The sequence below is a fragment of the Mesorhizobium sp. B2-7-1 genome (assembly GCF_006440735.1).
Classification (GTDB): Bacteria; Pseudomonadota; Alphaproteobacteria; order Rhizobiales; family Rhizobiaceae; genus Mesorhizobium.
Window position 1 is genome coordinate 1 of record NZ_VFUA01000126.1, and the last position, 17,597, is coordinate 17,597.

Genomic DNA, 17,597 nt, shown 5'->3' on the forward strand with positions numbered 1-17,597 from the left:
GATTGCGGCATCGCCAACGTCAACATCGGCACCTCGGGCGCCGAGATCGGTGGGGCGTTCGGCGGCGAGAAGGAGACCGGCGGCGGCCGCGAGAGCGGCTCGGATGCCTGGAAGGCCTATATGCGCCGCGCCACCAACACGGTGAACTTCTCCAAGGCACTGCCGCTGGCCCAGGGTGTCTCGTTCGACATCGATTGAATCCGAAACGGCCCCCAGCGGCCACGAGGTGTCGCTTGCGAGAACCCGTGGCCGCGAACTCCTTTATCCACGGCACCGGAGGCAAACTGCACAGCGTATCAGAAAAACGAAATTGTCCGCCGACGCTCCAGTCGTAATTGTCCGAGCCAGGCGACGGCTCGGTGCCTTGGGAGGATTCCGGAGCAACTGATCGCCTGAGGAAGGCGCCAGCCATAGGCTGCCTGGGAGGAGGAAAATGCCTGGTTCGGGCAAGTCGGACGGCAGGCGCCTTGGCTTCAAGGCGTCCCAGGAAGTCGTCGTCGTCGCGATCTCGGTCATGCTGTTCGTCGTCTTCTCGGCGACGCTCAACAATTTCCTGAGCCGGGGCAACGTCATCGCCATCCTCAAGAACGTGTCGATCCTCGGCACGCTTGCCGTCGGCATGGGCTTCGTCGTCGTCGGCCGCGGCATCGACCTCACCATGGTGGCGGTGATGGTCGTCGGCGTCGCCTTCAGCATCTGGATTTCCACCTGGGGCATCGATTTCACGCTTGCCGTGATCTGCGGCGCTATCCTGGTCGCGGTCATCGGCCTGTTCACCGGCGTCATGGTGGCGGTCGCGGAAGTGCCGCCGATCTTCGCCACTCTAGCCATCGCCTCTTCGGTTTACGGCTCGGGGCGCATCGTCTTCGCCTCGGACGTGCTCTATGCGCCGCCGGACATCGCCTGGCTGAAATTCGTCGGCAATGGCAGCGTGCTCGGCATACCGATGTCCGTCGTCATCTTTGGAGCGGTGGCTGCTCTGATGGGGCTTTTCCTGAGGAAGACTCGCTTCGGCCGGCTGGTCTACGCAACCGGCGACAATCCGAACGCGGCCCGCACCACCGGATTGCCGACGCGCCCGATCATCGTGACGCAATATGTCATCAGCGCGCTCATAGCCTTCACCGCCGGCATCATCATGACCGGCCTGGTCACCGGCATCGACACGCGCCTCTACAATTCGAGCCTGATCTACGACGTGCTCCTGGTGGTCGTGCTGGGCGGCATTGGCCTGTCGGGCGGGCAGGGCGGCGTGCGCAACGTGATCGCCGGCACCATCCTGGTCGGCATCCTGACCAACGGCATGACAATCCTCAACTTCAGCTACACCAGCCAGAACCTGATCAAGAGCGTGATCCTGCTCGGCGCCCTTGCCATCGACGCCATCATCAATCCGCGCGACGAGCAGACCTCGCAGAGCGGCGACATCTGAAACAAGAACCCGAACCATCAAATCAGGGAGGAAAACCATGAAGATATTCAAGAAATGCCTGTTGGCGGGCATGACCGCGCTTGCGCTCATGGGCGCAGCGCAGGTCGCAAGCGCGCAGGAAACCGACCAGGTCGGCCGCGCGCCCTATCTGGAATCGCTCAAGGGCAAGAAGGTCATCTTCGTGCCGATCTCGCAGGGCATGGACCTCAACCAAGCCTGGGTGATGGTGTGGCAGCGTCACGCCGCCCGCTACGGCTTCACCCTCGAAGTGCGCGATCCCAACGGCGACACCAATGCCGGCATCCGCGCCATGCAAGGCGCTATCGCCGAGAAGCCGGACCTGATCATCGTGCAGAACCCGGATGTGCAGACCTATGCACGGCTCTTGAAACAGGCGCAGGCCGCCGGCATCAAGGTGCTGCAGGTCAACATGCAGTCGGCGACGCAGACCGACTCCTATGTCGGCAATGACTGGATCGAGATGGGCCGCCTGGAGATGGGCGAACTGGCCAAGCATTGCACCGGGCCGAACGCCGTCTCGCACAAGGTGGTCTGGCTTGCCGGCGTCCAGACGGGCGCCGCCAACATCTACATGCGCACCGGCATCGACGAGGTGCTGAAGGCCAATCCTGAACTGCAACTCGTCTCCGACCAGCCGGCCGACTACATCAGCGAAAAGGCCCGCCAGATCACCGAGACGGTGCTGCAGCAGCATCCGGATCTCTGCGGCATCATGGGCATCTGGGACAATGCCGAAGTCGGCGCGGGCGCCGCCGTCGCGGCCGCCGGCAAGCAGGACCAGGTCACCATCGTCACCAACGGCGCGGGTGCCGCCACGGGCTGCGAGAGCATCAAGAACGGGCTGCTCGACGTGATCTTCAACTTCAATGCCCCGATCCAGGGCGAAATCGCCGCGCAGCAGATCTCGGAACTGCTGCAGCATCCCGACCGGCAGGCGGGCAGCGAGAAGACCATCTTCTTCGGCCCGATCACCCGTGTCGACAAGACCAACGCGACCGGCCGGAACTGCTGGAAGCCCGAAGACATCAAGTAAACGGACTTTCCGATGAGCATGGCCGAAAGCCTTGTACGCTGGCGTTATCGTCTGCTCCCCGACCACGTGGTCGGGGAGATCCTGACCAAGAAGTGGATCGACAGCGTCATCCCCTTCACGGCGCTGGTTATCCTGTGCGCGATCTTCGGCTCGATCGTGCCGGGCTTCTTCGATGTGACGACGTTGACCAATCTCAGCGGCCAGACCGCCGAGCTCGGCCTGGTCGTGCTCGGCATGACCATCGTCATGGTATCCGGCGGCATCGACCTGTCGGTCGGCTCGACCTTCGCGCTGGCCGTGCTGGTCACGCTCTACGGCATGAATGTCGGGCAGTGGAGTTTTGGGACCGGCCTCGCGGCGTGCCTCGGGCTAGGCGTCGTCTGCGGCGCCGTCAACGGCTTCCTGGTCGGCTTCCTGCGCATGCGGGCGTTCCTCACCACGCTTGTCACCCTCATCATCTACCGGTCCACCTTCGACATCGTCTTCCCGCATGTTTCGACGGCGATCGTCACCAGCGGGCCGGATTCGCCGACCTATGATTTTCTCGGCTTCGGCACGGTCTGGGGCGTGCCCACATCTTTCGTCGTCTTCGTGGTCATTGCGATCGTGATCCACCTGGTGCTGTCGCGCGCCCGCTATGGCTGGCGGCTGTTCGCGGTCGGCGGCGCGCGTCGTTCGGCCTACAATGCCGGCATCAATGTGCGTTTCACCTTGTTCAGCGCCTATGTGCTCTGTTCGGTGCTGGTCGCGCTCTCCGGCTTCTTCTTCTCGGCCCGCATCGGCAGCGCGGCCTCCGACATCGGCACCGGCCTCGAACTGCAGGTGCTGACCGCGACCGTGCTCGGCGGCATCTCGCTCGGCGGCGGGCGCGGCTCGGTCGCCAAGGCGCTGATGGGCACGCTGTTCGTGCTCGTCCTGTCGAACAGCCTGCTTGCTTTGGCCGTGCCCGGCCCGGTCAACTATCTGATCCTCGGCCTCGTGCTGTTGTTGTCGGTGCTTCTCGACGTGCGCTGGGTGAAGAACCGCCACAAGATCCTGCGCAGCGTCTATATCTCGCCGACCTTCGCCAAGATGCCGCAGGCGATCTCGACCGCGCCCGGCGCGCCGATGGCGGTGAACGATCGGCTGAAGGATGTCGGCGTCATCGGCCTAGGCTTCCTCGACGGTGCCGAAGACGTCATCTTCGACCGGCAGGACCGGCTCTACACCGGCAGCCGCCAGGGCGACATATTGCGCTTCCAGCCGCCGCACTACACCGAGAGCGAGGTGTTCGCCCATATCGGCGGTTCGCCGCTCGGCATGGCCTTCGACCGCGAGGATAATCTGGTGATCTGCGTCGCCGGAATGGGCCTCTACCAGGTCTCGCCGGCAGGCGCGGTGAAGCTGCTCACAGCCGAGACCAACCGGTCGCTGACATCGGTCGTCGACGATTCGACCATGAAGCTCGCCGACGATTGCGACATCCTCCCGGACGGCCGCATTGTCTTTTCCGAGGCCACTGTGCGCTTCGAGATGCACGACTGGTATGCGGATGCGCTGGAGAGCCGCGGCAATGGACGCATCATCGTCCACGATCCCAAGTCGGGTTCGACCCGCACGCTGTTGTCGAACCTTGTCTTCCCCAATGGCATCTGCACCGCTTTCGACGGCCAGTCCGTGCTGTTCGCGGAGAGCTGGGCCTGCCGCATCAGCCGCTACTATTTCGACGGCCCGAAGAAGGGCAAGGTGGAGCGGGTCATCGAGGGACTGCCTGGCTATCCCGACAACATCAACCGCGCCTCCGACGGAACCTACTGGCTGGCCCTGATGGGCATGCGCACGCCAGCGCTGGACCTGTCGCTGGAAATGCCGGGCTTCCGCCGCCGCATGGCGCGGCGCGTGTCGGAGGATGCTTGGCTGATGCCCAACCTCAACACCGGCTGCGTGCTGCGCTTCGACGAAAACGGCCATATCCTGGAAAGCCTGTGGGACCAGGCCGGCGAGAAGCATCCGATGATCACCTCGATGCGCGAGCACAAGGGCATCCTCTATCTGTGCGGCATCTTCAACAACCGCATGGGTACGCTGCCGCTGAAGGGCACCGATCCCAACTGGTTCAGCTCGGATTCCTACTGGGGCAAAAAGGGATGAGCGCCGTGAGCCGGCTTTTCGATCGCTTCCTCGGCCGGGGCGACTGGGCGGTGACCGTGCCCACACTCGACGGGCCGCTGCTGCCCAACCAGGACCTCGAGGAGGCGGAAGCCTTCGCTAGCCTCGCCGAGGCCGACAATCTGGTGCGGACCGAAAAGGGCATGCTGGCGAGCAGCGCGAACCGGCTGATGCGGTTCGACGCCGACGGCAAGCCCGAGGTCGTGCAGGAATTCCCCGGCGAGGTCACGGCGCTCGCCCATGCGCGCGGCATGACCGCCCTGGCCATCGACGGCAAGGGCGTGGTCATTCGCGGCGGGCTGCATGACGGGCGGGAGGCGACGGGCGACGAGGCCCGCAGGCTGTCCTGCGTCACCGCGCTGACTTTCCTCGACAGCAACACCTTGCTGGTGGCCAATGGTTCGGCCTCGCTGCCAGCGAGTGGCTGGCGCCGCGACCTGATGCAGAAGAACGCTTCCGGCTCGGTCTGGCGCCTCGACCTGAAAAGCGGCCGGCTGGAGCTTATCCGCGACGGCCTCGCCTGGCCGGCCGGCATCGCCACGACCGGCTCGAACCGCGTCTACGTCACCGAAGCCTGGCGCCATAGCGTGCTGGCGATCGATCTTGCCAGCAAGGCAACGGCGCCGGTGCTGGAGCACCTGCCGGCCTATCCGGCCCGCATCGCGCCCGCCTTCAACGCCGGCTACTGGCTGACCTTCTATTCGGTGCGAAACCAGCTGGTGGAGTTCATCCTGCGCGAGGAGACCTACCGCAAGCGTATGCTGGCCGAGGTGCCGGAAGCCTACTGGATGGCGCCGTCGCTCAGCTCATGGCGCGACTACCGCGAGCCGATGCAGGGCAGCCAGCTCAAGCAGATGAACGTGCTGAAGCCCTACGCGGTCACCAGGTCGTACGGGCTGGTGGTTCATTGCGACCAGAACATGAAGCCGCTGTCGAGCTTCCATTCGCGCGCCGACGGCACCGTGCACGGCACAATCAGCGCCTGCGAGACGGGCGACGACCTGCTTGTCGCCTCGCGCGGCGGGTCGAGGATCGTGCGCCTGGCCAAGGTCGCCAGCGGCAAGCGGGGTTAAGCGATGTCGGACGCCAACATCATCGAGCTGAGGGACGCGACCAAGGCGTTCTCGCGCATCCCCGCCTTCAAGAACGTCGATTTCGACCTGCGCAAGGGCGAAATCCACGCGTTGCTGGGCGAAAACGGCGCCGGCAAATCGACACTGACCAAGGTCATGGCCGGTGTGTTCAAGCTGACCGAAGGCAAGCTGTTCTTCGACGGCAAGGAAGTGTCTTTCGCCACGCCCGCCGAAGCGCTGCGCGCCGGCATCGCCATGGTGTTCCAGGAGACCAATCTGGTGCCGGCCATGACGGTGGCGCAGAACCTCTATCTCGGCGAAGAGAAGATGTTCAACCGCCTGCGCGGCCTCTACATCCAGGCGCGCCAGTTCCTCGCCGGCATGGGCTTCCAAGTCGATCCGACCGCCCAGGTGAGCACGCTGGGCGCGGCTCACAAGCAGATGGTGGAGATCGCGCGCGCCGTCCACCACAAGGCCCGCGTCATCATCTTCGACGAGCCGACCGCGACGCTGACGCCGGAAGAGAAGCGCCATTTCTTCAACCTTCTGCAGCGGCTGGTGAAGGAAGGAATCGCCATCATCTTCATCACCCATGCGCTCGAAGAGGCGCTCGCCGTCGCCAACCGCATCACCATCATGCGCGACGGCGAGATCGTGGCTTCGGGGGAGGCGAAAGGCTTCACCCGCGCCTCGATCGTGCAGGCGATGGTCGGCCGCACGCTCACCGAAACGCTGCATGGCGAGGTCAAGCGCACCGCGCGCCCCTATGGCGACAAGGTGCTTTCGGTCGAGAACCTCTCCTGCGCCGGCCTGGTGCGCAACTCGTCCTTCTCGGTGTTTTCCGGCCAGGTGACCGGCATGTTCGGCCTGGTCGGCGCCGGCCGCACCGAAATGGCCAAGGTCGTCGCCGGGCTGCTGAAGCGCAACATCTTCCATGGCGGCGAAATCCGTCTGCTCGGCAAGTCGGTGCGCTACCGCGTGCCACGGCCGGCGGTGCGCGACGGCATCGTCTATGTGACGGAGGACCGCAAGTTCGACGGTTTCTTCGAGACGATGACGGCGGGCGAGAACCTGCAGATCGGCGAACTGACCGACACATCCAACCCGGTGTCGATGGTGTCGATGTCGCGCGCCAGGGAACTCGCCAAGCAATGGGGCGAGCGGCTGAGGCTGAAGTCTATCAGCGACCGCGCCCGGATGATCGAGCTATCCGGCGGCAACCAGCAAAAGGTCGTGATCGCCAAATCGCTGATCCAGCAGCCGAAGCTGGTGATTTTCGACGAGCCGACGCGTGGCGTCGATGTCGGCGCCATCGTGGAGATACACCAGCTCATCAGTGATCTTGCCGACCAGGGTATGGCCGTCGTCGTCATCTCCTCTTATCTGCCGGAAATCCTTGCGGTTTCCGACCGCATCCTGGTCGTCAAGCGCGGCCGCGTGGTGGAAGAGATGATGCTCTCGGAAGCGACCGAGGAGCGCGTTATGTTCGCGGCCGTCCACTAAGGTGTGTTGATATTCAGGTGAGACCGGTCTGCAAACGGCGGTTTCCTGCGCTTCCGGTGCTCACGTACTGTAGTACGCTCCGCTCCGGTTCTCGGAACCCACCGTTTTCGACTCGGCCTGACCTGAATCTCAACACACCTTGAACAGGAACAGATTTGCTGGCTAACGCCTGGACCGGCCCTATTGCCTTGCAATCACTTCCGCGTCTGAATAGGTCAGGAGGTCAGATCACCTGCCCGAACGGACATGTCCAGCATCAACCTCAAACTTCTGCAGACGTTCCTGCTCGCCGCTGAAAACGGCAGCTTCCGGCGTGCTGCCGAAGAAAGCAACCGCTCGCCTTCGGCCGTCTCCATGCAGATACGCGACCTCGAGGAGCAGATCGGCATCTCGCTGTTCATCCGCACGGCGCAGCGCGCCAGCCTGACGCCGGAAGGCCAGGTGCTGTTCGAAGAGATCGCCAATGCGATGTCGCAGGTGCAGACCAGCCTCGACCGGCTGACCGAGATCGCGGCGCGGCGCAAGGGCAAGGTGCAGATCGCCTGCGCGCCAACGCTCGCGGCGAGCCGGCTGGGCGACATACTGGCGACGTTCAAATTGCGCTACCCGCGCTCGATCGTCGAGGTCATCGAGACCCCGCCACAGGCGGCCCTTGCGCTGTTGCAGCAACAGGAGGTCGAGTTCTATCTCGGCCCGGAACTGCCGAACCTCAACGACTTCCAGTTCGAGTCGATCCTCGACGATCCGCTTATGGCCTGCATCCCGGTGGAAAACTACGGCGGCGAGAAGAAGCTGCTTTTGTCCGATCTGAAACGCTTTCCGCTGATCCTGCTCAACCGCAAGACGGCGGTGCGCGGCCTTCTCGACCGATTGACCGTGGCGGAGGGGATCGAGCTCAAGCCGCAATATGAAGTCGAAAGCGCGCAGACGGCGGTGGCGCTGGTGTCGTCGGGACTGGGCGTCTGCGTGGTGCCGGGCATCGCCATCTCGCGCAATGACGAGCGCATGCGGGTGGTGCCGATCGACCATCGTGACGCCCACCGCTCCGTCGGCATCATCACCGCGCGGGGCTACGTGCACCACTCCTTCTCAGAGCAGCTGATGAACCTGATCCGCACCAATCTGCGCGAGCTGGCTCACTGACCTAACCGGCGACAGGGTACGCCTAGTCCGTCTGGATCCAGACAGCCTTGGTTTCCAGATACTCGTGCAGATGCTCGACGCCGCCTTCGCGGCCGTAGCCGGACATCTTCATGCCGCCGAAGGGCACGGCTGGGTCGATGGCGTGGTACATGTTGACCCAGACCGAGCCGGCTTTGACGCGGCGGGCGAGCTTGTGGGCGGTGCCGAGATTGGTGGTGAAGATACCGGCCGCAAGGCCGTAAGGCGTTGCGTTGGCGCGCGCGACGGCTTCATCCAGCGTGTCGAAGGGCATCGCCGAGATGACCGGCCCGAAGATCTCTTCGCGCGCGATGGTCATCTTGTCCGACACCGCGCCGAAGACGGTCGGCGCAATGAAGTTGCCGCCGTCATAGAGCTCGCCCGTCAGCCGTGAGCCGCCGGCGAACAGCCGGGCGCCTTCGTCGCTGCCGGCCTTGATGTAGCCTTCCACCTTACCGGCTTGCCTCGCGTTGATCAGCGGTCCGATTTCGGTCTCCGCCTCGATGCCGTGGCCGATGCGCAGCTTGCCGGCGAACTCGGCGACCCGGCGCACGAACTCGTCATGGATCTCGCGCGCCACGAACAGCCGTGAGCCGGCGATGCAGATCTGGCCCGAATGCACGAACACCGCCATCGCCGCGACCGGCACGGCCTTGTCGATATCGGCGTCGCGGCAGACGATGATCGGCGACTTGCCGCCGAGCTCGAGCGAGACGCGCTTGAGGTTGGTGACGCCGGCGCGGGCGATGGCCTGGCCGGTCAGCGTCGAGCCGGTGAAGACGATCTTGTTGACATCCGGGTGCTCAGCAAGCCGCGCGCCGGCCTCGGCGCCGGTCCCGGTGACGATGTTGACGACGCCGTCGGGGACGCCCGCCTCCTGCATCAGCTTCGCGATCAGGAGCGGCGTCAGCGATGCATCCTCGGACGGCTTCAGCACGATGGTGCAGCCGGTGGCCAGAGCCGGCGCGATCTTCCAGATGGAGGCGGCGGTGGGCGCATTCCAGGGGATGATCGCGCCGACGACGCCGACCGGCTCGCGCCGGGTGAAGGTGACGATCTCGCCGGGGATGGAATTGTCGATCGCCTCGCCATGCAGGGCGGTCGCCATACCGCCATAGAAGCGCAGCATGCCGATGACGCGACGCCGGTTGGCCAGCGTGCGGGTGATCGGCAGCCCCATGTCGAGCGTGTCGGAGACGCTGAGCTCTTCCCAATGCTTTTCGAACAGGTCGGCGATCCGCAGCAGCGCGCATTGCCGCTCGTAGGGCGAGAATTTCGACCATGGACCTTCGAAGGCCGCGCGCGCCGCGGCGACCGCTGCATCGATATCGGCGGCTCCGCCGCGCGGCACGGTGGCCAGCACTTCGCCCGTCGCCGGGTTCAGCGCCTGCATTTCCTCACCGGATAGCGCCGCGACCCACTTGCCGCCGATGAACATCGGCCGGAACTCGCCATGGTAGAGCGTGGTGGCCTTCGCCCTCGGGTCGAAGTTCAGCGTCATCGTCTCCTCCTCACGAATTCCGACGCGACTATTACTCCCGCTGCCGGCGACCTCAAACAAGGAAAGCTAAAAGGGCGTTCAGATAATCGGACTGTGCAACGCGCGCGTCTTCCCCGATGGTTCCGGCAATGGAGGAACAGATATGAGACTTGCTGGCAAAGTTGCCATCGTCACCGGTGGCGGTTCTGGATTTGGCGAAGGCATCGTCAAAAAATTCGTCGAGGAAGGCGCGGCGGTCGTGTTGATGGACCGTGACGAGGCGGCAGCCGCGCGCGTCAGCCGCGAAGCCGGCGACAAGGTGCGGCCGATTACCGGCGACGTCTCGACCTTGGAGAGCTTTGTCGCCGCCGCCGATCTGGCCCGCTCGGCCTTCGGCGGCCTCGACATACTGGTCAACAATGCCGGCGTCGCGCAGCCGCCGCTGCCGCTGGAGACGATGGACGAAGCCCTGTTCGACCGCATCGCCAACGTCAACATGCGCTCGATCTACAATGGCGCTCGCGCCGTGGTGCCGCATTTCAAATCGGTCAAGTCCGGCGCGATCCTGAATGTCGCTTCCACCGGCGGCGTCTCGCCGCGCCCGAACCTCACCTGGTACAATGCCTCAAAGGGCTGGGCGATCGCCGCTACCCGCGCCATGGCGGTGGAGCTTGCGCCGTTCGGCATCCGCGTCAACGCGATCAACCCGGTCGCCGGCGACACGCCGCTTCTGTCCACCTTCATCGGCTCCGGCGAGGAAAACCGCGCCCGCGTCGTCGCCACCATCCCGATCGGACGGCTGTCGACGCCGCAGGACATGGGCAACGCCGCTGCCTTCCTGTGCTCCGACGAAGCCAGCATGATCACCGGCGTCGATCTCAATGTCGACGGCGGCAAATGCATCTGAATCTTTGCGGTTCCTGAGGGATTGGCGATGAAGGATGTCTACCAGATCGCGGTCGTGCATGGTGACGGCATCGGCCCCGAGGTGTGCGGCGCGGCGGTCGAGGTGGTGAAGGCGGCATTCGGGTCGGGCTGCCCGTTGCGGTTCACCGAATACCCCGCCGGGGCCGAGCATTTCCTCAAGACCGGGCAGAGCTTTCCCGAGCCGACATTCCAGGCCTGCCACGCGGCGGATGCGATCCTGCATGGCGCCGGCGGGCTGCCGGGGGTGGTCTACCCGGACGGCACGGAAGCAGGCCTCGACTTCACGCTGAGACTGCGCTTCGAACTCGACCTTTACGCCAATATCCGCCCGATCCGGCTCTTCGAGGGAGTGACGAGCCCGCTTAGTGGGGTGAAGGCCGGCGACATCGACTACGTCATCCTGCGCGAGAACAGCGAGGGGCTTTATGCCGCGCGCGGGGCCGGGGCGCTGCTGCGCGGGGAGGTGGCGGTCGACACGCTCGTGCAGACGCGCGCCGGCATCGAGCGCATCGTGCGCAAGGCCTTCGAACTGGCGCGCCAGTCGAACGGCGCGCCGCGCGACGGCGTTCGCCGGGTGACCTGCTGCGACAAGGCCAACGTGCTGCGCAGCTACGCCTTTTTCCGCTCGGTCTTCGACGAGGTGGCAAAGGGTTACCCCGATATCGCGACGGAGCATGCGCTGATCGACGCCATGGCCATGCACCTTGTGCTGAAGCCCGGCCATTTCAACGTCATCGTCAGCGAGAACATGTTCGGCGACATCCTCTCCGACCTGGCGGCCGCGACTGTCGGCGGAATGGGCATGGCCCCCTCCGCCGAGGTCGGCGACTCGAAGGGCTTTTTCCAGGCCGCGCACGGCTCCGCGCCGGATATTGCCGGCAAGGGGATCGCAAACCCCTATGGGACGATCCTGTCGGCGGCGGCTATGCTCGACTGGCTCGGCCGCGGACATGACGACGAAAGGCTGCGCCGGGCGGCCGAACAGATCCGCCGCGTGACGGAAGCGTGCCTGGCAGGCGGGCTGCTCAGCGCCGACCTCAAAGGGAGGTCATCGACCGCCGAGATCACCGGGACCGTCTGCGACCGGCTCGCGGCCTGAGGCGATGGGGCGGCTCGATCGCTGCGTGTCGGTGGAGGATTTCCGCCGGCTGGCGCGCCGCCGGTTGCCGAAATCGGTCTTCGAGTTCGTCGATGGCGGCGCGGGCCAGGAACTGACCTTGCGCGACAACCGCGCCGGCTTCGAGCGTATCCGGTTGCTGCCGCGTATTCTGACAGACGTGTCCCGGCCTGACCTGAGCACCACGCTGTGGTCCAGGACCTACCCGGCGCCTCTGGTGATCAGCCCGATGGGGTCCTGCGCGCTCGTGCGCCCGGGCGCGGACATTGCCATTGCCACAGCGGCGGCGGCGCGCGGCATTCCCTACACGCTGTCGACCATGGCGACGACCGGCATCGAGCGGATGGCACGGGCCGTCCAGGGACCGCTCTGGTTCCAGCTCTATGTGCTGAAGGATTTCGATTTCAACCGCCGGCTGGTGCGGCAGGCGCAGGAGTTCGGCTATTCGGCGCTCGTCGTCACTGTCGACCTGCAGACGGGCGGCAAGCGCGAGAAGGATCTGAGGAACGGGATTTCGATTCCCCTGCGGCCTTCGCCGCGACACATGATCGAAGGAATCGCGCATCCGGGCTGGTCGTTTCGCCTGCTTCACGGCGGCCTGCCGCAATTCGAGAATGTTCGCGGTTATCTCGGCGACACCAGCGCGGGGCTGACGATAGCGGCGCGCGTCGGCCGCAATCTTCATGCGGGTTTCGACTGGGACGACTTTCGCACGATCCGCGATTGGTGGAAGGGCCCGCTGATCGTCAAGGGCGTCCTGCATCCGGACGATGCCGCGAGATTGATCGGGGAGGGCGCCGACGGGATCTGGGTGTCCAATCATGGCGGCCGGCAGCTCGACGGCGCGGTCGCGAGCGTCGATGCGACCGAGGCGGTGCATGCGGCCGTTGGCGGCCGGGCTCCGATCCTGATCGATTCCGGCATCCGCACGGGCATGGACGTCATCAAGGCAAAAGCACGCGGCGCGACCGCCTCGGCGATCGGCCGGGCCGCGCTGTTCGGCGCGGTGGCGGGACAGGCCGGCGTCGAGCGGGTGCTGGATACCCTGCTCGAGGAAATCGCAATCGGCCTGAAGCTTTGCGGTGTGCCCAACTTTCAGCAAGTCGGCCCAGACTTGATCGCTCCGGCGGGCTAACCGGACGCAAGCTTCATCGCGTCGCCCATCTCGTTTGCCGAGGCGGCGGGTTGCGCCGATCGTGCCCGGCGGTTATGCCGGGTCAGGATTTTCTGACGAGAGGCAGAGCTGATGAAGGTCGTTTCCACCTCCAAATCACATGGCGGCGTCCAGGGCGTTTATTCGCACGCTTCCGAAGCATGCGCCTGCGACATGACCTTCGCTGTCTTCGTGCCACCCCGGGCCAAGGACGGGCCGCTGCCGGTCCTGTGGTATCTGTCGGGCCTGACCTGCACGCATGCAAACGTCATGGACAAGGGCGAGTACCGGCGGCTGGCGTCCGAGCTTGGGCTGGTCATCGTGTGTCCCGACACCAGCCCACGCGGGCCTGACGTTCCCGACGAGAAGGACAATTGGCAGTTCGGTTGCGGCGCCGGCTTCTACCTCGATGCGACGCAAGAGCCTTATGCGAAGAACTACCGGATGTATTCCTACCTCACCGAGGAATTGCCGGCGCTCGTCGCCGCCAATTTTCCGGTCGACATGGCACGCCAGGCGATCTTCGGCCATTCGATGGGCGGACATGGCGCGCTGACGATCGCGCTCAGAAACCCCGAGCGATACCGAAGCTGCTCGGCCTTCGCGCCGATCGTGCAGCCTTCGACGGCCGGCTGGTCGCGCCCCGCCTTAGAGAAATATCTCGGATCGGACGAGAAGAGCTGGCGCGCCTATGACGCGACGCTGCTGATCGAGGACGGCAGGCGGTATCCGGAGTTCCTCGTCGACCAGGGCACAGCGGACGGCTTCCTGCAGGACGGCCTTCGCCCGTGGCTGCTCGAAGAGGCCTGCAAGAAGGCAGGCATCGATCTGACCCTGCACATGCAGGATGGTTACGACCATTCCTATAATTTCATCTCGACCTTCATGGATGATCACCTCAAGTGGCATGCCCGCCGCCTCGGTCTGTGAAGGTGCGCGCCACGGCACCGCGGCGGCTTCATCGGGGCGCTGGGCAGGTTCCGTAAGAACCGGGCTCAATCCCCCGACATCGAGCGGGCCATGTCGAGGAAGGCGCGCACGAGCTTGCCGCCGCTGCGCTCGCGCAGGCAGATCAGGGCTTCGTCCATCAGCGTCTCCGGCGCGTCGATCGTGATCGGCACCAGCCGCGAGTCGTGGCCGAACTCGGCCGCCGAGACGAAACCGACGCCCGCACCGGAGGCGACGATCTCGCGCACCGCCTCGCGACCTTCCGCTTCGATGGCAGGCTTCAGCTCGACATTCGAAGCCGTGGCAAGATCTTCCAGCTTCTTGCGCGTTTTCGAGCCGCGCTCGCGCATCACCAGCGGTTCCTGTGCGAGTTGTCCAAGCGTCAGCGATTTCCTGCCCGATAGTGGGCTATCGGCGGACACGAAGGCGATGATCGGCGTCGAGTTGAGCTTGAGCATCTCGAAATCACGCCCTGCAGGCATCTCACCGAGAACCCCGATATCGGCTTCGTAACTGTAAAGGCTGCTGATCACGGTTTCGGTATTGCCGGAGCGCACGGACACCTGGACGCCGGGATAGCGCGCGCGAAAGGCGCCGAGGATATGCAGCAAATGATGTGCCGCGTCGGCGACGATGCGCAACGTGCCGGAACGCAACGCGCGCGATTCGGTCAAAAGCTCCAGGGCCTGCTGCTCGGTCTCGAACATGCGGTGGGTGATCTCGAGCAGCCTCTGGCCCTGCGTGGTCAGCGTGACCTGCTTCTTGTTCCGGTTGAACAGGAGCACGTCATATTCTTCCTCCAGCTTGCGCACCTGGTCCGAGATCGCCGGCTGGGTCAGGAACAGCGCCTCGGCGGCGCGCGAGAAGCCGCCTGAGATCGCTACCTGATGAAAGGCCCTGAGCTGCACGTAACGCATGCGGATGCTCTCCGAAATGCCGTTTATGCGGAGAGTCGTAGCATCGATCAGATCGATACATCAATACAAAATAACGATTTTACAAATACGTCATACCCACCGAGAATGACTGTCATATTCCAATGACAGGATCGAAGTGGGAGGGCAGCATGCTCGCTGAGACGAAACTTGCGGCGGCCAAGCCGTTGGATGCGCCGACGCTGGGCGAACCTTATCTGCTGACGCCCGGCCCGCTCACCACGGCCTACGCCGTGAAGCAGGCGATGCTGCGCGACTGGGGGTCCTGGGACGGCGATTTCCGCGCCATGACCGCCGAGCTGCGCCGCCGCCTTCTGGCGCTGACCGGCGACAGCCGTGACGAATTCGACTGCGTCCCGATGCAGGGCAGCGGCTCGTTCTGCGTCGAGGCCATGCTCGGCTCGTTCGTGCCGAAGGACGGCAAGGTGCTGGTGCTGGCCAACGGCGCCTATGGCCTGCGCGCGGCGCAGACCATGCAGTATATCGGCCGCGCCCACACGCTGATCGACAAGGGCGACTACCTGCCGCCGCGTGGCGACGAGGTCGCGGCGGCGCTGAAGGCCGACCCCGCGATCACGCATGTGATTGCCATCCATTGCGAGACCAGCTCCGGCATCCTCAACCCGGTCGCCGAGATATCGGAAGCCGTCTATGCCAACGGCCGCAAGCTGCTGGTCGATTCCATGAGCGCTTTCGGCGCCATCCCGCTCGACGTAAACGAGATCCGCTACGAGGCGATGGTTTCGTCGGCCAACAAATGCATCGAGGGTGTGCCGGGCTTCGGCTTCGTCATCGCCCGCAAGAGCGAGCTGGAGGCCGCCAAGGGACGCAGTCATTCGCTGTCGCTCGACGTCCATGCGCAATGGGCGAGCATGAACAAGACCGGACAGTGGCGCTATACGCCGCCGACGCATGTGGTCGCCGCCTTCCTCGAAGCGCTTCGCCTGCACGAGGCCGAGGGCGGCGTCGCCGGCCGCGGCGCGCGCTATACGCGAAACCGCGACGTCATGGTGGGCGGTATGCGCGCGCTGGGTTTCGAGACGCTGCTGAAGGATCGCTGGCTGTCGCCGATCATCGTCACATTCTTCAACCCGGCGCATGAGAACTTCGCCTTCGACAGGTTCTACGAGCTGATGAAGGACAAGGGCTTCATCATCTATCCGGGCAAGCTCACGGTCGTGGACTCCTTCCGCATCGGCTGCATCGGCCAGATGGACGAGCATGTTATGCGCCGCGTCGTCGAAGCAGCCTCCCAGTCGCTGAACGAAATGGGCGTCGACACCGCCGCCCCGTCCCCCGCCGCTATCGCCGAGCGCGCCAAGCTCGCCGCCTGAAAGGTCCTTGAAATGAACCAGATGTCTCCCGTCAACGTCACGGCCAACGGCCGCTCCTATGCCTGGCCGCGCGTCCCGGCGATCGCCATCTGCCTCGACGGCTGCGAGCCGGCCTATCTCGACGAGGCTATTCATGCCGGGCTGATGCCGGCGCTGGAAAGGATCAAGAACAAGGGCACGGTGCGCTTCGCCCATTCGGTGATCCCGAGCTTCACCAACCCCAACAATCTGTCCATCGCCACCGGCCGGCCGCCGGCGGTGCACGGCATCTGCGGCAACTACCTCTACAACCCGGAGACGGGCGAGGAGGTGATGATGAACGACCCGAAGTTCCTGCGTGCGCCGACGGTGTTCCAAGCCTTCTACGACGCGGGCGCCAAGGTGGCGGTGGTGACGGCCAAGGACAAGCTGCGCGCGCTGCTCGGCAAGGGGCTGAAGTTCGACGATGGCAGGGCGATGTGCTTCTCGGCTGAGAGGTCCGACACCACGACTAAGGCCGAGCACGGCATCGACAATGCCTCGAAGCATTTCGGCCTGCCCGTCCCCGAGGTCTATTCCGCGGAACTTTCGGAATTCGTCTTCGCCGCCGGGGTGCAACTGCTGAAGGAGTTCCGGCCGGACGTGATGTATCTCACCACGACCGACTATGTTCAGCACAAATACGCGCCGGGCGTGCCCCAGGCCAACGCCTTCTACGAGATGTTCGACAAGTATCTCGCCGAACTCGATGCACTCGGCGCGGCGATCGTCGTCACCGCCGACCACGGCATGAAGCCGAAGCACCACGCCGACGGCTCGCCCAACGTGGTCTATGTGCAGGACCTTCTCGACGAATGGCTGGGCAAGGACGCCGCTCGTGTCATCCTGCCGATCACCGACCCTTATGTCGTGCATCACGGCGCGCTCGGCTCCTTCGCCACCGCCTACCTTCCCAAGGGCGCGGACCGCGAGGCGATCATGGCGAAGCTCCGCAAGGTCGAGGACATCATCCTCGTGCTCGGCCGCGAGGAAGGCTGCACCCGCTTCGAACTGCCCGAGGACCGCATGGGCGATATCATCCTGATCTCCGGCGAGAACAAGACGATCGGCACGTCCGAGCACCGGCACAATCTGGCGGCGCTCGACGAGCCGCTGCGCTCGCATGGCGGGCTGACCGAGCAGGAGGTGCCCTTCATCGTCAACCGCGTGCTGCCGGATCTACCGAATGAGCCGGTGCTGCGCAACTTCGACGCGTTCTATTACGCGACGATGGCGGCGGCGTTGGCTTAGGTTGGGCGCTGTCGACCCCCACTCCGGCCCTGCGGGCCACCTCTCCTCCGATCGACGGGGGAG

14 protein-coding genes and 1 pseudogene are annotated in these 17,597 nt (G+C 64.8%); 13 read left to right on the plus strand and 2 right to left on the minus strand.

What is annotated here, in order from left to right:
- The 7 genes and pseudogenes from FJ471_RS30175 to FJ471_RS30205 all read left to right on the plus strand — a co-directional run.
- Positions 1 to 198 (plus strand): annotated as a pseudogene (locus FJ471_RS30175) (aldehyde dehydrogenase family protein); the annotation flags it as partial.
- A 235-nt stretch (positions 199 to 433) separates the two neighbouring features.
- On the plus strand, positions 434 to 1,432 hold the full coding sequence (locus tag FJ471_RS30180) for an ABC transporter permease (RefSeq protein ID WP_140808839.1): 999 nt from the start codon (positions 434 to 436) through the stop codon (positions 1,430 to 1,432).
- A gap of 37 nt (positions 1,433 to 1,469) precedes the next feature.
- Positions 1,470 to 2,486, plus strand: a complete 1,017-nt coding sequence (locus tag FJ471_RS30185) for a sugar ABC transporter substrate-binding protein (RefSeq protein ID WP_140808841.1) — start codon at positions 1,470 to 1,472, stop codon at positions 2,484 to 2,486.
- Between the two features lie 12 nt (positions 2,487 to 2,498).
- The gene (locus tag FJ471_RS30190; RefSeq protein WP_140808843.1) at positions 2,499 to 4,616 is read left to right on the plus strand and encodes an SMP-30/gluconolactonase/LRE family protein; all 2,118 of its coding nucleotides are present in this window, start codon (positions 2,499 to 2,501) and stop codon (positions 4,614 to 4,616) included.
- 5 nt (positions 4,617 to 4,621) lie between these two features.
- Entirely contained in the window at positions 4,622 to 5,707 is a 1,086-nt protein-coding gene (locus tag FJ471_RS30195; RefSeq protein ID WP_181179854.1) for a hypothetical protein, read from the plus strand.
- A gap of 3 nt (positions 5,708 to 5,710) precedes the next feature.
- Positions 5,711 to 7,210: a sugar ABC transporter ATP-binding protein gene (locus tag FJ471_RS30200; protein WP_140808847.1), complete on the plus strand. Its 1,500-nt coding sequence runs from the start codon at positions 5,711 to 5,713 to the stop codon at positions 7,208 to 7,210.
- A gap of 246 nt (positions 7,211 to 7,456) precedes the next feature.
- Positions 7,457 to 8,353 carry a LysR family transcriptional regulator gene (locus tag FJ471_RS30205; RefSeq protein WP_140808849.1) on the plus strand — a complete coding sequence of 299 codons (897 nt, stop codon included), beginning with the start codon at positions 7,457 to 7,459 and terminating at the stop codon, positions 8,351 to 8,353.
- Between the two features lie 22 nt (positions 8,354 to 8,375).
- On the opposite strand, the gene FJ471_RS30210 is transcribed toward FJ471_RS30205, so the two are convergent.
- Positions 8,376 to 9,872 carry an aldehyde dehydrogenase family protein gene (locus FJ471_RS30210; RefSeq protein ID WP_140808851.1) on the minus strand — a complete coding sequence of 499 codons (1,497 nt, stop codon included), beginning with the start codon at positions 9,870 to 9,872 and terminating at the stop codon, positions 8,376 to 8,378.
- A gap of 142 nt (positions 9,873 to 10,014) precedes the next feature.
- On the opposite strand from FJ471_RS30210, the gene FJ471_RS30215 reads away from it, so the two are divergent.
- From FJ471_RS30215 to fghA, 4 genes are all read left to right on the plus strand, one after another.
- Entirely contained in the window at positions 10,015 to 10,758 is a 744-nt protein-coding gene (locus FJ471_RS30215; RefSeq protein WP_140808853.1) for a glucose 1-dehydrogenase, read from the plus strand.
- Positions 10,759 to 10,785: 27 nt separating this feature from the next.
- On the plus strand, positions 10,786 to 11,877 hold the full coding sequence (locus FJ471_RS30220) for an isocitrate/isopropylmalate dehydrogenase family protein (RefSeq protein ID WP_140808855.1): 1,092 nt from the start codon (positions 10,786 to 10,788) through the stop codon (positions 11,875 to 11,877).
- 4 nt (positions 11,878 to 11,881) lie between these two features.
- Positions 11,882 to 13,030 carry an alpha-hydroxy acid oxidase gene (locus tag FJ471_RS30225; protein ID WP_140808857.1) on the plus strand — a complete coding sequence of 383 codons (1,149 nt, stop codon included), beginning with the start codon at positions 11,882 to 11,884 and terminating at the stop codon, positions 13,028 to 13,030.
- A 111-nt stretch (positions 13,031 to 13,141) separates the two neighbouring features.
- A complete protein-coding gene (gene fghA / locus FJ471_RS30230) occupies positions 13,142 to 13,978 on the plus strand; it encodes an S-formylglutathione hydrolase (RefSeq protein ID WP_140808859.1) in 837 nt (278 codons plus the stop codon).
- Positions 13,979 to 14,043: 65 nt separating this feature from the next.
- On the opposite strand, the gene FJ471_RS30235 is transcribed toward fghA, so the two are convergent.
- Entirely contained in the window at positions 14,044 to 14,913 is an 870-nt protein-coding gene (locus FJ471_RS30235; protein ID WP_140808861.1) for a LysR substrate-binding domain-containing protein, read from the minus strand.
- Between the two features lie 149 nt (positions 14,914 to 15,062).
- Here FJ471_RS30235 and FJ471_RS30240 point away from each other — a divergent pair, with 149 nt between their 5' ends.
- Together FJ471_RS30240 and phnA are read left to right on the plus strand one after the other, a co-directional pair.
- Positions 15,063 to 16,265 carry a 2-aminoethylphosphonate--pyruvate transaminase gene (locus FJ471_RS30240; RefSeq protein ID WP_140808863.1) on the plus strand — a complete coding sequence of 401 codons (1,203 nt, stop codon included), beginning with the start codon at positions 15,063 to 15,065 and terminating at the stop codon, positions 16,263 to 16,265.
- 12 nt (positions 16,266 to 16,277) lie between these two features.
- The gene (gene phnA, locus FJ471_RS30245; RefSeq protein WP_140808865.1) at positions 16,278 to 17,534 is read left to right on the plus strand and encodes a phosphonoacetate hydrolase; all 1,257 of its coding nucleotides are present in this window, start codon (positions 16,278 to 16,280) and stop codon (positions 17,532 to 17,534) included.
- The last annotated feature ends 63 nt before the right edge of the window (positions 17,535 to 17,597 follow it).